This is a genomic window from Streptomyces sp. NPDC021100 (assembly GCF_044333095.1).
Lineage (GTDB): Bacteria > Actinomycetota > Actinomycetes > Streptomycetales > Streptomycetaceae > Streptomyces.
In genome coordinates, this window is sequence record NZ_JBIRQH010000001.1 from 496,981 (window position 1) to 510,995 (window position 14,015).

Below are 14,015 nucleotides of genomic sequence, written 5' to 3' on the forward strand. Positions count from 1 at the left end.
TCGTGTACCGACAGGTAGGTAGGCTGGCGCGCATGCGTGCGCTTCTCGTGGTCAACCCTTCGGCCACCACCACCAGTGCCCGTACGCGCGATGTCCTGGTGCACGCGCTCGCCAGCGATCTCAAGCTCGAGGTCGCCACCACCGAGTACCGGGGGCACGCGCGGGACCTGGCGCGGGCCGCCGCGGAGAGCGGGAACACCGAGCTGGTGGTCGCGCTGGGCGGGGACGGAACGGTCAACGAGGTCGTCAACGGTCTGCTGCACCACGGCCCCGACCCGGAGCGTCTGCCGCGCCTGGCCGTGGTGCCCGGCGGCTCGACCAACGTGTTCGCCCGCGCGCTGGGGCTGCCGAACGATCCCGTCGAGGCCGCGGGCGCCTTGCTGGAGGCGCTGCGCGACGGCGACGAGCGGATCATCGGTCTGGGGCACGCGGCCGGTACCCCGGGCAGCGAGGACGAAGGGGCGCCCGGCCGCTGGTTCACCTTCTGCGCCGGCCTCGGCTTCGACGCGGGTGTCGTCGGCCGAGTGGAGCAGCAGCGGGAGCGCGGCAAACGTTCGACGCATTCCCTGTACGTGCGACAGTTCATGCGTCAGTTCGCCGGCGAGTCCAACCGCCGGCACGGGACGATCACCCTCGAACGGCCTGGCGAGGAGCCACTCGCGAATCTCGTCATGTCGATAATCTGCAACACGTCGCCGTGGACGTACTTCGGCAACCGGCCGATCTACGCGCTGCCCCGCGCATCCTTCGACACCGGCCTTGACGTGCTGGGACTCACCAGGCTCTCGACCTTCACGGCCGGCCGCCACATCACCCGGCTGCTGACGTCCACACCGGAGCGCGGACCCGAGGGCAGACACGCTGTGTCACTCCATGACCAGAGTTCCTTCACCTTGCATTCCCAGGCCCCGCTCCCGTTTCAGATGGACGGTGACCACCTCGGATTGCGTACCAGCGTGACGTTCACAGGCGTTCGCCGTGCACTGCGTGTGATTGTGTGAGTGTGAGGGCCTAAAGTCCTTCCACTCGAACGTTTAGCCTGGGTTCCACCCCCTGGAAGTACGGCTGTGACCTAGCTGACACCGAGGAATCAAAAAAAACTTTCCAGAAGGGGTTGTGTCGGCCGCCGAGGTTTGCGAGTCTCTTCATGGCGATCGGGACAGCCGCTCATCTCGGCTTCCCCGGATTGCCCGAACCCCCTCTCTCTTTCCTGGACCGCAGCCAGTCTCGACTGGGTAACGGCCCTTCCGTTGCGGGGGGATTCGTGAAAGCGTTCACATTCACAAGCCACGTAGCCGCAATAACGAGGAGATGGAGCAGCCATGGACTGGCGTCACAACGCCGTTTGCCGCGAGGAAGACCCCGAGCTGTTCTTCCCCATCGGCAACACCGGTCCTGCGCTGCTGCAGATCGAGGAAGCCAAGGCCGTCTGCCGCCGCTGCCCCGTGATGGAGCAGTGCCTGCAGTGGGCGCTCGAGTCCGGCCAGGACTCCGGCGTCTGGGGTGGCCTCAGCGAGGACGAGCGCCGCGCGATGAAGCGCCGCGCCGCCCGCAACCGGGCTCGCAACGCGACCGCCTGACGATGCCCCCTCGGCCCCCGAGCCGCAGCGCGCAGTGCCCCTGACGTATCGGGGGCGCCCACCAGCACCGCACAGTGAAGCTTTGAGCCCCGGACCGGCCACGGTCCGGGGCTCAGTGCTATGCCCGGCGCGACGTGCCCCGATGCCGCGCCGCCGAAGAGCGAAACCCGTCTGATCAGGGCTTTTCCGGCCGGACGGGGAGGTCGAGGACGACTCGGGTGCCCCGCTCGGAGGCGGGCACCATGTCGAACCTGCCGCCGAGCTCGCCCTCGACCAGGGTGCGGACGATCTGGAGGCCGAGGTTCCCGGCCCGGTGCGGATCGAACCCCTCGGGCAGCCCGCGCCCGTCGTCCTGGACCGAGATCAGCAGCCGGGCGTCGGCCCGCGTGCCCCCGCGCACCGCCGTCACCTCGACCGTCCCCTGCTCCCCCGGCCCGAACCCGTGCTCCAGGGCGTTCTGCAGCAGCTCGGTCAGGACCATGGAGAGCGGAGTCGCGACCTCCGCGTCGAGCACTCCGAACCGCCCGGTCCTGCGGGTGTGGACGCGACCCGGCGAGATCTCGGCGACCATGGCAAGCACCCGGTCGGCGATCTCGTCGAATTCGACCCGTTCGTCGAGGTTCTGCGAGAGCGTCTCATGGACGATCGCGATCGAGCCGACCCGGCGTACGGCCTCCTCCAGCGCCTCGCGCCCCTCCGCCGAGCCGATGCGACGGGCCTGGAGCCGCAGCAGGGCGGCGACCGTCTGGAGGTTGTTCTTCACCCGGTGGTGGATCTCCCGGATGGTGGCGTCCTTGGTGATCAACTCGCGCTCGCGGCGACGCAGTTCGGTGACGTCCCGGAGGAGGACGAGCGAACCGATGTGCGTGCCCTTGGGTTTGAGCGGAATGACCCGCAGCTGGATGACGCCGCCGTTGGCCTCGACCTCGAACTCGCGCGGCGCCCAGCCGCTGGCGAGCTTGGCCAGCCCCTCGTCCACCGGACCGCGCGAGGGCGCCAACTGAGCGGTGGTCTCGCCCAGATGATGCCCGACGAGATCGGCGGCGAGGCCGAGCCGGTGGTAGGCGGAGAGCGCGTTCGGGCTGGCGTACTGCACGGTGCCGTCCGCGTCCAGCCGGACCAGGCCGTCGCCGGCGCGCGGCGAGGCGTCCATGTCGACTTGTTGCCCGGGGAAGGGGAACGTTCCGGCGGCGATCATCTGGGCGAGATCGGACGCGCTCTGCAGATAGGTGAGCTCCAGCCGGCTCGGCGTCCGCACGGTGAGCAGGTTGGTGTTCCGGGCGATGACGCCGAGAACGCGCCCCTCGCGGCGGACCGGGATGGATTCCACCCGGACCGGCACCTCTTCGCGCCACTCGGGATCACCCTCGCGCACGATGCGCCCCTCGTCGAGCGCCGCGTCGAGCATGGGCCGGCGGCCACGCGGGACGAGGTGACCCACCATGTCGTCCTGGTACGAGGTGGGGCCGGTGTTGGGGCGCATCTGGGCGACCGAGACATACCGGGTGCCGTCGAGCGTGGGGATCCACAGGACGAGGTCGGCGAAGGAGAGGTCGGAGAGCAACTGCCACTCCGAGACCAGCAGGTGAAGCCATTCGAGATCGGAGCCGTCGAGGGCCGTGTGCTGGCGTACGAGATCGTTCATGGAGGGCACGGCTGTGAGCCTAATTCCTTTCGCGGCCCGGTGGAGCGGGCCGGGGCGGGCGCGGGCGCGCGGCGGCCGGAGGGCGGGTGGGACCGTCCTCGCGCGGCACGACACCGGTGATTCGCCGCCGGGACACGCGGAGTTCCGGCGCGCGGGCATGGACAGGGGCGAATGGTCTAGTCCACAATGAACAGGTAAAGCCCCGCCCTCCCCGCACAGGAGGGCGGCACGAGGCCCGGCGCTCTCTGCCCTGACCGCGCCACGGCCTCCGGTCGGCCGCTCCGGACGCGGGGCTCGCACACCCCGCGGTGTCCGGTCCGGCCGATATCAGCTCCGGGCTGCGGTGCCGGCGGGGTCGAGGGTCCCCGCCAGGCGCCGCGGCCCGTGGCGCAGTCGCGTCCCCCTCTCCTCCCGGGCATCCGCTCCCGGACGCACCCCACGTCGTCAGCGGCCTGCCGGGCCGCCGCCCGGCCAGGCGCGGAGGGCCAGCTCCGCCACCGCTTCGAGCTCTTCACGGCTCGCGCCGTCGCGCGCCTGCTGCGACATGCCCTGGATGACGACGGCCGTGAAGCGGGCCAGGGCGCGCGGGTCGGCGTCCCGGGGCAGCTCCCCGGCGGCCTTGTCGGCCTCGATGGCCTGCTCCATGGCGCGTACGTTCGCCTCCCGCTGCTCACGCAGGGCCGCCACCACGTCCGCCGACGCCTCCGTCGCGTTGGTGGCGGCCGAGATGACCAGACAGCCGGGCGGGCGGCCGGGAGCCGTGTACTCGGCGGCGGCCTCGCGCAGCATCCGCGCGACCCCCCGGCGCGCGGTCGGCTCCTCGTCGAGAGCGCGGCCGAGGAACGCTCCGTACGTATGGCCGTACTCCTCGACGGCCGCGCTGAACAGGGCCTTCTTGTCGCCGAACGCGGCATAGAGGCTGGGGGCGCCGATGCCCATGCTGCGCGTGAGGTCCGCGATGGAAGTGGCCTCGTAGCCGTGCTCCCAGAAGGCCATGATCGCCTGCTCCAGGGCCGTGGCCCGGTCGAAGGACCGGGGACGGCCGCGCTGTTTCGTCGCCATGCCTGAATTTTATAGCGCTCACTCAAGAATCTCTGCTACCTTCTTTCTGTAACGATCCCTAGAGAAAGAGGGGGGCGGCTTCCATGGGCGCGCTCACGGGCAGGACGGCACTGGTGACGGGTGGCAGCCGGGGCATCGGCCGGGCGATCTCCGAACGGCTGGCGCGGGACGGCGCCCGGGTGGCCGTGCACTACGGACGGGACGAACGGGCGGCCGCAGAGACGGTCGCGGCGATCACGGCCGCGGGCGGTTCCGCCTTCACCGTCCGGGCGCGGCTCGGCGTGCCGGGCGACGCGGAGGCACTGTGGGCGGCATACGACGAGCAGGCGGACGGGGTGGATGTCCTGGTCAACAACGCCGGGACCGACGGGGCGCGCAAGCCGATCGGGGAGACGACACCGGAGGAGTTCGACGACGTCTTCGCCCTCAACGCCAAGGCTCCCTTCTTCATCACCAAGCTCGGACTGGAACGGATGCGGGACGGCGGCCGGATCGTGAACGTGTCGACCGGGCTGTCCCGCCGGGCGGGGATGACAGAACTCATCGCGTACGCGATGACCAAGGGCGCCCTCGACGTCTTCACCATGACGCTGGCCAAGGAGGTCGGCCCGCGCGGCATCACCGTGAACGCCGTGGCTCCCGGGGTGGTCGACACGGACATGAACGCCGGCTGGCTGCGAGGCGAGGAGAACAAGGCGGCTTGGGAGGCGATGGCCGGCCTCTCGCCGTTCCGGCGGGTCGGGGAGCCGCAGGACATAGCCGATGTGGTGGGCTTCCTGGCCTCATCCGAGGGGCGGTGGGTAACCGGGCAGTGGATCGACGCGACGGGCGGCTCCCTCCTGTAGCGCGCGGGCAACAGTCCCCACGGGCCGGGCTCTGTTAGATTGGTCTATACCACCCTAACCCCAAGATCGGCAGGCCCAGCGTGGAAGTTGTCATCGTCCCGGACGCCAAGGCAGGCGGCGCTCTCATCGCGGAGGCCATCGCCGCCCTGCTGAGCCGCAAGCCCGACGCTCTGCTCGGCGTTGCCACCGGCTCGACGCCGCTGCCCATCTACGACGCCCTGGCGGACATGGTCCGCTCCGGTTCCCTGGACGCCTCGCGCGCCCGTATCTGCCAGTTGGACGAGTACGTCGGCCTGCCCGCCGACCACCCGGAGTCGTACCGGTCGACGGTGCTGCGCCAGGTGGTGGAGCCGCTGGGGCTGACCGAGTCCTCGTTCATGGGCCCGGACGGCACCGCCGAGGACGTGCAAGGAGCGTGCGACGCGTATGACCGCGCGCTGTCCGAGGCGGGCGGTGTGGACCTCCAGTTGCTCGGCATCGGCACCGACGGGCACATCGGGTTCAACGAGCCGTGCTCGTCCCTCGCCTCCCGCACCCGGATCAAGACGCTGACCGAGCAGACCCGTCAGGACAACGCCCGGTTCTTCGACAGCATCGACGAAGTCCCCCATCACGTCATCACCCAGGGCATCGGCACCATCCTGGAGGCGCGGCACCTGGTGCTGCTGGCCACCGGGGCGGGCAAGGCGGAGGCGGTGGCCCGGTCCGTGGAAGGCCCGGTCTCCGCTCTGGTGCCGGCGTCCGCGCTCCAGCTGCACCCGCACGCGACCGTGATCGTCGACGAGGCGGCGGCCTCGCAGCTCCGGCTCGCCGACTACTTCCGCGCGACGTACGCGGCGAAGCCGAGCTGGCAGGGGCTGTAAGGCCGGCGCCGGGCGGTCGGGAGCCGCGCGGGCTCCGGCCGCCCGGCAAATCCTGCGGGGTCATGGGATCCAGCCGGGCCGGGATCCCTGCCGACCGGGGGATCCAGCCGGGCCGGGGGCCCAGGGCCTCCGGCCCGGGGGCACCCCAACCGGCCGGGTGCACGGCTCCCGAGGGCTGCCCTTCGCCCGTTGGTGCGGCTTCGGCGGGCGGGTCACCCCACCCGGGCGAACCGACGTGGTTCGGTGGCCAGGGCGGGCCGGTAGGCGACCGGCCCGAGCCGGCGACGCGGCCCGCTTCAGTCGGCGACGCGGCCCGCGATGGCCTCGGCGGCGGCTGTACCGCATACGCGGGCCGCGCCATGGGTGGCGATGTGCAGGGCACCGGTGGGCAGGGCCTGGGGCAGGCCCATTTCGACCACGACGGTGTCGGGCCGGGTGGCGACCAGGGCGGCCAGAGCCGTGGCCATCCACGGGTGGCGGTGGACGTCCCGTACCACCGCGACGACCGGGCGCCCGCCGGCATCCCGCAACACGGTGTCGGGGTCCGCGGTGCCCGGCCCGTAGCTGCCGGTCGACGTGCCCGGGAGCAGGCGGGCCAGGTCGGCGGCGATTCCCCAGGGGGTCTCGTCGCCCACGGCGAAGTTGGCCGACGGGGTGTACGCGGCCACATGGACCGGACCGTCGTGAACGGGGCCGTCATGGACGGGGCCGTCATGGACGGGGCCGTCATGGACGGGGCCGTCATGGACGGGGCCGTCGTGAACAGGGCCGTCGTGAACAGGGCCGTCGTGAACCAGACCCTCGTGGAGCAGACCCTCGTGGACCGGACCGTCGGACCGGCCGCCGGGTGCGCCGTGGCCGATCGGCCGCGTGACGCGCAGGGCCCGGCGGGCGGCGGTGAGCCCGATGTCGGGGGTGGGCGCGCTCCCCTCCCGCGCGCCCTCCCCCGCCTTCGAGGCCCAGCGGGCGAGTGCGCGGACGCGGGCGGCGGCGTCGGAGAGCCGCTCCTCGGGGAGTTCTCCCGAGCGGACGGCGGCGACGATGGCGTCGCGCAGCCGCAGGACGGTGCCCTCGTCGGAGTGTCCGCCGCCGACGCAGATGGCGTCGCAGCCCGCGGCAAGGGCCAGGACGCCGCCGCGTTCGATGCCCCAGGCGGCGGAGATCGCCCGCATCTCGATGCCGTCGGTGACGATCAGGCCGTCGAAGCCGAGGCCGCCCCGCTCGACGGGGGCCCGGAGCAGCCCGTGCAGGACGTCGGGGCTGAGAGTGGCCGGCAGCCGGGGGTCGAGGGCGGGCAGCAGGATGTGGGCGCTCATCACCGCCTTGGTGCCGGCCGCGACGGCCGCGTGGAAGGGCGGCAGGTCCCGCGCCCGGAGCGTCGGCAGGTCGACGCCCACCCGGGGCATGTCGTCGTGGGAATCGACGGAGGTGTCGCCGTGGCCGGGGAAGTGCTTGGTGCAGGCGGCCACGCCCGCCGCCTGGAGGCCCTCGACGTAGGCGGCGGTGTGCCGGGCGACGAGTTCCGGGCCGGCGCCGAAGGACCGCACGCCGATGACGGGGTTGTCGGGGTCGGAGTTGACGTCGGCGGAGGGCGCCCAGTTGAGGTTGATCCCGCACTCGGCGAGCCGGCGGCCCAGTTCGCGGGCGACCGCCCGGGTCAGTTCCGGGTCGTCGACCGCGCCGAGCGCGAGGTTGCCGGGGAAGGAGGAGCCGCTGCGGACCTCCAGTCGGGTGACGTCCCCACCCTCCTCGTCGATGGCGACGAGCACGTCGTCGCGTTCGGCGCGCAGCCGGGCGGTGAGGGCGGCCAGTTGTTCCGGCGTGGCGACGTTGCGGCCGAACAGGCCGACGGCGGCGAGTCCTTCGCCGAGCCGGCGCAGCAGCCAGTCGGGCGGGGTGGTCCCGGTGAAGCCGGGCTGGAGAACGGTGAGCGCGTCTCGGGTCAGCGTGTCCATGAGTGCAGTGCTAGCCCTTCACCGCGCCGGAGGTCAGTCCTCCGACGGCCCTGCGCTGCAGGAAGACGAACAGGATGAGGATGGGGACGGCGAAGAGGGAGGAGGCGGCCATGGTGGCGCCCCAGTCGTCGCCGAAGGTGGTCCGGAAACCGGTGAGCCAGAGCGGCAGCGTCTGCGCGGAGGGGTCCTTGCTCAGGATGAGCACGTAGGGGAACTCGTTCCACACGGTGATGAAGCCGAACAGGGAGGTGGCCATCAGGCCGGGCGCCAGCAGCGGGAAGATCACCCGGCGGAACGCCTGGGCGTGGGTGCAGCCGTCGACCATGGCGGACTCCTCCAGTTCCTTGGGCACGGCGGCGACGTAACCGCGGAGCGTCAGGATGGTGAAGGGCAGCACCATGAGGGTGTAGATGGCGATGAGCGGCGGCAGGCTGTTCAGCATGTCGGCGTCGCGCACGATCATGTAGTACGCGATGACCATGACCTCCCAGGGCGCCATCTGGGCCATCATCATCACCAGGATGAAGCTGCGGCGGCCCCGGAAGCGCATCCGGGCGATGGCGAAGGAGGCCAGCAGCGCGATCACCAGCGACAGCAGGACGGCGACGCCCGTGACGATGAACGAGTTGGCGACGAAGGTCCAGAAGCCCTCGGCGTCCACGGCCTTCTCGAAGTGCTCGAGGGTCGGGCTGGTGGGGACCCAGACCGGGGCGTCGCCGACGATGTCCTTGTTGGCCTTGAACGCCGTGGTGAACATCCAGTAGACGGGAAAGACGAAGCCGAGGAACAGGACGACCGCCGTCGCCCCCGGCCAGACCCGGCCGATCAGGGAGCGCTTCACAGCTCGTCCTCCTCTTGCTTGAGCACCAGGCGCAGGTAGTAAGCGGTCAGGGCGAGCAGGATGACGATGGTCAGGATGGAGATCGCGGCGCCCATGCCGAAGTGCTGGTTGTTCATGCCCTCGACGAAGGCGTACACCGGCAGGGTCTCGGTGAGGCGGTCGGGGCCGCCCTCGTTGATGACGAAGACCTGGGTGAACGACTTGAAGATCCAGATGACTTCGAGGAACGTCGTGGCGTAGAAGAACGGCTTGAGGAAGGGGAAGGTCACCGAGGTGAACCGCTTCCACACGCCGGCGCCGTCGAGCTCGGCGGCCTCGTAGAGCTCCTTGGGGATCGTGGTCGTCGCCGCGTAGAGGTTGATCGCGACGAAGGGCACGGACTGCCACACGAGCAGCACGGTGATCACGAAGAAGGTGGAGAACTGCCCGCCGGTCCAGTTGTACTCGGCCATGGAGTGCCAGCCGAGCTTGTCCAGCACGTAGTTGACGACGCCGAACCGCTGGGCGAAAAGCCACTGGAAAACCGTGGTGGCCGCGACAACGGGCATGGCCCAGGCCAGCACCAGGCCGAGGGAGAGCAGCAGCCGCGTCCGCTTGCCGAGCCGGGCGAGCAGCAGGCCGATCAGACAGCCGACCACCATGACCAGGGCGACGTTGACCGCGGTGAAGACGACGGACCGGAGGGTGACCCGCCAGAAGTCCTCGCTCCCCAGCGTGTCCGCGTAGTTGTCGAAGCCGATCCACTCGGTGGTGCGCCGGATGAGCTGCCGCCGGTTGAGGTTCTGGAACGACAGCAGGCCGTTCTGCACCATGATCCAGCCGAGCAGCAGCACCGTGAAGACGGCCGCGGGCAGGATCAGCAGGTACGGGGCTGTTCTGCCTGCCCGCTTCGACGCCCCGGGAACCGGCGGCGCGCCGCCCTTGCCGGTCCGGGAGGCGGGCCGGGCCGCCGCCTCTTCGGTCTGCGCTGACATCGTCGTCCGCCTTCTCCCCTGTACAACGGTGGTGCGTGTGATGCCGGGCGGGCGGGGCGCCGGCCGGTGTCCGGCCCGCGCCCCGCCCGCCCGCGCGGGTCACTGCTTCTGGCTGAGGCGCTTGTTCATCTCGCCCTCGACCTGCTTGGCCGCGTCCTCGGGCGACTTGCCGTTGAGCACGGCGGTCATGTACGCCTTGATCGGGTTGGGGGCGTTCTCGACGGCCGCCCACTCGGCGATCAGCGGGGTGGTGCCGCCGCCCTTGGCCGCCGGGGCCGCGGCCTCTCCGGCCGGGTTGCCCTTCACCTGGGAGAGCAGCGACTCCTTGTTGGGGATCGAGCCGACCTCATGGGCGAGCGCGCCCTCGTTCTTGTCGGACAGCGCGATCTTCAGGAACTCCTCCGCGAGATCCTTCTTCTTGCTCCGCTCGGCGATCGCGAGGTTGGAGCCGCCAAGGAAGACGCCCTCGGGCTTGTCGGCGGTCTCACCGGGGATGGTGAAGAAGCCGAGGTCCTTCTCGATCGCCGGGTTCGCCTTGACCGCGGTCTTGGCCTCCCAGCCCATGCCGATGAAGGCGCCGGTCTTGCCCTTGGCGAAGACGTCGGCCTGCTGCGGGGTGGCCTCGTCCTTGTCCTTCGGCGCCTTGCTGAACGCCTGGTACTGCTTGTAGACCTCCATGGCCTTGCCCACCTTGGGGTCGGCGAGGTTGGAGACGTACTTGTTGCCGTCCTTCTTCACCAGGTCGGCACCGGCGCCGATGGTCAGGCCGTCGAAGAAGTACCAGTTCTGGCCGGGCAGGTAGAGGGGCTCGGCGTCGCCCTTCTTCTGGATGGCCTCGAACGCCTTGAAGAGGTCGGCGCGGGTCTTGGGGACGTCCTTGACGCCGGCGTCGGCCCAGACCTTCTTGTTGTAGATGACGACGCGGTTGGCGGCCCACCAGGGCGCCGCGTACTGCGTCCCCTCGAACACCGACGGCTTGTTGAGGGAATCGGTCCAGTCCTTGCCGATCTCCTTCTTCAGGTCGGAGAGGTCGGCGAGGCCGCCGGTCGCGGCGTAGGAGGGCGTCTGGGTGTTGCCGATCTCGAAGACGTCGGGCGGCGTGGACTCGGAGAGCGCGGTGGTGAGCTTCTGCTGGATGTTGTCCCACTTCTGGATCTGGACATCCAGCTTGGCGCCGGTCTTCTGCTCGAACTCGGACTTCACGGCCTCGGTCCACTTGGGCGGGTTCGAGCCGTCCATGAACCAGACGGTGAGGGTCTTGCCCTTGGAGTCACCGGATCCGGAACCGGAGTCCTTGTCGCCGCCGTCGGACCCACAAGCAGCCACACTCACCAACAAGGCCGCGACACCCGTCGCCGCTATGAGCCCACGCTTCACAGCACTCTCCTCAGGACCGAAAAGTGGTCTTTAATGGTTTAGACCAGTGCCCGCAGCTTGGCCTAGACCTTTTGGGGTGTCAAGGGTGTATAAGAGTCGCTGTCGGCTCCGTTACCGGACCGACACCTGAGGGCCGACCTGGGCGTCTCCGGTCCCCTCGGGCACTGCCCGTGCCACCATGTGACCGCGATAGACGGAGGAGCCGGTGACGGCAGCAGGATCGGAGTCGGGAAGGCACGCCATGGCGACCGAGGGCGGGACAGCGGAGAACGGCAGCACCGCCGGCGGTGTGCGGACGGCCCGCGTCCCCAAGTACTACCGGCTCAAACGTCATCTGTTGGAGATGACCGAAACCTTGCGCCCCGGCACGCCGGTGCCACCCGAACGCACCCTTGCCGCGGAGTTCGACACCTCGCGTACCACCGTGCGCCAGGCCCTCCAGGAACTGGTCGTCGAGGGCCGCCTGGAACGCATCCAGGGCAAGGGCACCTTCGTCGCCAAGCCCAAGGTCTCCCAGGCGCTGCAACTCACCTCCTACACGGAGGACATGAGGGCCCAGGGCCTCGAACCCACCTCGCAGCTGCTCGACATCGGCTACGTCACCGCGGACGACCGCCTCGCCGGCCTGCTCGACATCTCCCCCGGCGGCCGGGTGCTGCGCATCGAACGGCTGCGGCTGGCCAGCGGCGAACCCATGGCCATCGAGACCACCCACCTCTCCGCGAAGCGCTTCCCCGCGCTGCGCCGCAACCTCGTCAAGTACACGTCGCTGTACACGGCGCTCGCCGAGGTCTACGGCGTGCACCTGGCCGAGGCCGAGGAGACCATCGAGACCTCGCTCGCCACCCCGCGCGAGGCCGGGCTGCTCGGCACCGACGTGGGGCTCCCCATGCTGCTGCTCTCCCGCCACTCGCTGGACGCGGACGGGGCGCCGGTGGAGTGGGTGCGTTCGGTCTACCGGGGGGACCGCTACAAGTTCGTCGCGCGATTGCGGCGGCCCGCGTCGGAATAGGGCGCGCGCGCCGTGGAATCGTCCGGCCTTCCGGGAAGGGCGGCAAGGGCGATTCCACGGGAACGGTCCCTCATGGTCCATTCCTATTGACGGTCATCACGGCGGCTCATAGTGTCACCGGCGCCCGACCGCTGCCTCGCGAGAGGACGATCATGGACGACACCGCGGGCGTGCGGAGCCACGGCGGAACCACTCCGCGGGGTGGCCGCCGACGTCCCGCGCCCGGCCTGGAACCGGCGCATTCACCACGGAAAGTCCTCGCACACGGCGCGTTGCTGCGCCGCTTCGTCGAAGGCCGGGAAATCCGTCCGGTGCATGTCCGGCTCGACATCATGGGGCCTTCCGCGTTTTCCCGGCAGGAAAGCCGCGGCGGAACGGACGCCGCCGGACGGGCCGACGGGAATTCCCCCGCGGAAAGCGCTCTCCCGACGGCGGACGCCGCCGCCCTGCTCCGCGGATTCGCGGCCTCCGGCGGCCGGGCGGTGACCTTCCGCGGCGCCCGCGAAACCACCCGCCACCCCGGATATCCGGCCGTGTGCGACGCGGGGCACGAGGCCGGGCTCCGCCTCGGGCTGGTCACCGACGGCACCCGGCTCGGCCGCCCGGACACGGCCGAGTGCGTGGCCTCCACCCACACCTGGGTGCGGGTCGCGCTCCCGGCGGGCACCGAGGCCGGCTTCCAGGCCGGCGGTTCCGGTTCCGGCCGGACGACGTTGGCGTCGCTCCTCGACGACGTCGGCAACCTGCGGCAGTCCGCCATCGACCCGGACTTCCGCATCGGCTTCCACTACGTGGTCACCGAACGCAACAGCGGGGAGATCCTGGCCGCCGCCCACGCGGCCCGGGAATCGGGTGCCCACTACATACGCTTCGACACCGACCCGTACTCCGTTCCGCACGGCGACCCGTACGCGGCTCCGGCGGACGTCGCACCGGCCCTGCGCCAGGCCGCCCTGCTGGCGGACGACGCGTTCGAGGTCCGGTTGCCGCGCCCCGCCGACGGCGCCCCGAACGGCGACGGCCCGAACGCCGACACCACAGACGGCGGCCCCCGCGAAGCCCGCTTCGGCCGCTGCCACTACAGCCGCTTCGCCGCTGCCGTCGACTCCCGCGGACACCTCCACCCTTGCCCCCAGGTGAGCCCCGACCCCCGCTACGACCTCGGCGACGTCGCCGCCGACGGCTGGCCGGACGTCCTGGACGGCGCCGCCCGCGCCGCCTGGCAGGCCACGGACCCGCGGACCACCGCACTGTGCGGATCCTGCTACTACCGGCCGCAGAACGAGCTGTTGGAGCTGCTGTTCAGCGGGCGCGTCGCCCTGGAGGACGCGCTGGGGGCGTACGCGGCCGAGGTGCCGTCCACGCTGCACGCGGACTTCCTCTGAGGCCCGGCGGAGAGACCCGACGAAGAGGCCCGACCGATCAGTCGTGGCTCGTATCGATCACGCAGAAGCGATTCCCCTCCGGGTCCGAGAGGACGACGAAGTCCGGGTCCTCCGGATAGCGGTCCCAGTCGACCCGCTCGGCCCCGAGCCCCAGCAGCCGCTCCACCTCCGCCGCCTGCGCGGCCGCGTCGGTGGCGTACAGGTCCAGGTGGACGCGCGGATACCGCTCGGCCGCCGTCTCGCTGCGCATCAGCGCCAGTTGGACGCCGGTGCCGCCGGCGGCGGGCACCAGGACGGTGAAGGACGCCTCGACCTCGCCGCCGCGCGGCACGTAGCCGAGGGCCCGGGTCCAGAACCCGGCGGCCCGCTCCATGTCGTCGACGCCAAGGACCACCGATCCGATGCTCAGCATCACATGATCATTGCAGACACCACGGACCGCGACAAGGACCGTGTCCCGCCGCCCGGTTGCCCGC

At 70.8% G+C, this 14,015-nt stretch carries 13 protein-coding genes; 6 read left to right on the forward strand and 7 right to left on the reverse strand.

Going from position 1 to position 14,015, the window contains the following annotated elements; genetic code table 11:
* Positions 1-32: 32 nt before the first annotated feature.
* Complete coding sequence (locus ACH4PU_RS02285) at positions 33-1,001, forward strand: diacylglycerol/lipid kinase family protein (protein ID WP_398264674.1); 969 nt, start codon at positions 33-35, stop codon at positions 999-1,001.
* Between the two features lie 321 nt (positions 1,002-1,322).
* Positions 1,323-1,580 carry a WhiB family transcriptional regulator gene (locus tag ACH4PU_RS02290; RefSeq protein WP_004937597.1) on the forward strand — a complete coding sequence of 86 codons (258 nt, stop codon included), beginning with the start codon at positions 1,323-1,325 and terminating at the stop codon, positions 1,578-1,580.
* Positions 1,581-1,755: 175 nt separating this feature from the next.
* On the opposite strand, the gene ACH4PU_RS02295 is transcribed toward ACH4PU_RS02290, so the two are convergent.
* Positions 1,756-3,225 carry a sensor histidine kinase gene (locus tag ACH4PU_RS02295; RefSeq protein WP_398265337.1) on the reverse strand — a complete coding sequence of 490 codons (1,470 nt, stop codon included), beginning with the start codon at positions 3,223-3,225 and terminating at the stop codon, positions 1,756-1,758.
* Positions 3,226-3,669: 444 nt separating this feature from the next.
* Positions 3,670-4,287 (reverse strand): TetR/AcrR family transcriptional regulator, encoded by a 618-nt coding sequence (locus tag ACH4PU_RS02300; RefSeq protein WP_398264676.1) that lies wholly within the window; start codon positions 4,285-4,287, stop codon positions 3,670-3,672.
* 83 nt (positions 4,288-4,370) lie between these two features.
* On the opposite strand from ACH4PU_RS02300, the gene ACH4PU_RS02305 reads away from it, so the two are divergent.
* Together ACH4PU_RS02305 and nagB are read left to right on the forward strand one after the other, a co-directional pair.
* Positions 4,371-5,132 (forward strand): SDR family oxidoreductase, encoded by a 762-nt coding sequence (locus ACH4PU_RS02305; RefSeq protein ID WP_398264678.1) that lies wholly within the window; start codon positions 4,371-4,373, stop codon positions 5,130-5,132.
* An 80-nt stretch (positions 5,133-5,212) separates the two neighbouring features.
* Entirely contained in the window at positions 5,213-5,995 is a 783-nt protein-coding gene (gene nagB, locus ACH4PU_RS02310) for a glucosamine-6-phosphate deaminase (protein ID WP_398264680.1), read from the forward strand.
* A gap of 296 nt (positions 5,996-6,291) precedes the next feature.
* Here nagB and ACH4PU_RS02315 read toward each other — a convergent pair whose 3' ends face one another.
* The 4 genes from ACH4PU_RS02315 to ACH4PU_RS02330 form a co-directional block, all read right to left on the reverse strand.
* Positions 6,292-7,950 (reverse strand): glycoside hydrolase family 3 protein, encoded by a 1,659-nt coding sequence (locus ACH4PU_RS02315; protein ID WP_398264682.1) that lies wholly within the window; start codon positions 7,948-7,950, stop codon positions 6,292-6,294.
* Between the two features lie 10 nt (positions 7,951-7,960).
* Positions 7,961-8,791 carry a carbohydrate ABC transporter permease gene (locus ACH4PU_RS02320; RefSeq protein ID WP_398264684.1) on the reverse strand — a complete coding sequence of 277 codons (831 nt, stop codon included), beginning with the start codon at positions 8,789-8,791 and terminating at the stop codon, positions 7,961-7,963.
* Positions 8,788-9,765: a carbohydrate ABC transporter permease gene (locus ACH4PU_RS02325; protein WP_398264686.1), complete on the reverse strand. Its 978-nt coding sequence runs from the start codon at positions 9,763-9,765 to the stop codon at positions 8,788-8,790. Before ACH4PU_RS02325 ends, ACH4PU_RS02320 begins: the two co-directional genes overlap by 4 nt.
* Before the next feature lie 99 nt (positions 9,766-9,864).
* The gene (locus ACH4PU_RS02330) at positions 9,865-11,142 is read right to left on the reverse strand and encodes an extracellular solute-binding protein (RefSeq protein ID WP_398264688.1); all 1,278 of its coding nucleotides are present in this window, start codon (positions 11,140-11,142) and stop codon (positions 9,865-9,867) included.
* 241 nt (positions 11,143-11,383) lie between these two features.
* Here ACH4PU_RS02330 and ACH4PU_RS02335 point away from each other — a divergent pair, with 241 nt between their 5' ends.
* Both ACH4PU_RS02335 and ACH4PU_RS02340 read left to right on the forward strand, forming a co-directional pair.
* The gene (locus ACH4PU_RS02335; RefSeq protein ID WP_398264690.1) at positions 11,384-12,154 is read left to right on the forward strand and encodes a GntR family transcriptional regulator; all 771 of its coding nucleotides are present in this window, start codon (positions 11,384-11,386) and stop codon (positions 12,152-12,154) included.
* Between the two features lie 152 nt (positions 12,155-12,306).
* Entirely contained in the window at positions 12,307-13,539 is a 1,233-nt protein-coding gene (locus ACH4PU_RS02340) for a radical SAM protein (RefSeq protein WP_398264692.1), read from the forward strand.
* A gap of 37 nt (positions 13,540-13,576) precedes the next feature.
* Here ACH4PU_RS02340 and ACH4PU_RS02345 read toward each other — a convergent pair whose 3' ends face one another.
* On the reverse strand, positions 13,577-13,951 hold the full coding sequence (locus tag ACH4PU_RS02345) for a VOC family protein (protein ID WP_398264694.1): 375 nt from the start codon (positions 13,949-13,951) through the stop codon (positions 13,577-13,579).
* Between the last annotated feature and the right edge of the window lie 64 nt (positions 13,952-14,015).

Coding starts and splice junctions, on each gene's coding strand:
- ACH4PU_RS02285 (WP_398264674.1), top strand. CDS start 33: ATGCGTGCGCTTCTCGTGGTCAACCCTTCGGCCACCACCACCAGTGCC.
- ACH4PU_RS02290 (WP_004937597.1), top strand. CDS start 1,323: ATGGACTGGCGTCACAACGCCGTTTGCCGCGAGGAAGACCCCGAGCTG.
- ACH4PU_RS02295 (WP_398265337.1), bottom strand. CDS start 3,225: ATGAACGATCTCGTACGCCAGCACACGGCCCTCGACGGCTCCGATCTC.
- ACH4PU_RS02300 (WP_398264676.1), bottom strand. CDS start 4,287: ATGGCGACGAAACAGCGCGGCCGTCCCCGGTCCTTCGACCGGGCCACG.
- ACH4PU_RS02305 (WP_398264678.1), top strand. CDS start 4,371: ATGGGCGCGCTCACGGGCAGGACGGCACTGGTGACGGGTGGCAGCCGG.
- ACH4PU_RS02315 (WP_398264682.1), bottom strand. CDS start 7,950: ATGGACACGCTGACCCGAGACGCGCTCACCGTTCTCCAGCCCGGCTTC.
- ACH4PU_RS02325 (WP_398264686.1), bottom strand. CDS start 9,765: ATGTCAGCGCAGACCGAAGAGGCGGCGGCCCGGCCCGCCTCCCGGACC.
- ACH4PU_RS02335 (WP_398264690.1), top strand. CDS start 11,384: ATGGCGACCGAGGGCGGGACAGCGGAGAACGGCAGCACCGCCGGCGGT.
- ACH4PU_RS02340 (WP_398264692.1), top strand. CDS start 12,307: ATGGACGACACCGCGGGCGTGCGGAGCCACGGCGGAACCACTCCGCGG.
- ACH4PU_RS02345 (WP_398264694.1), bottom strand. CDS start 13,951: ATGCTGAGCATCGGATCGGTGGTCCTTGGCGTCGACGACATGGAGCGG.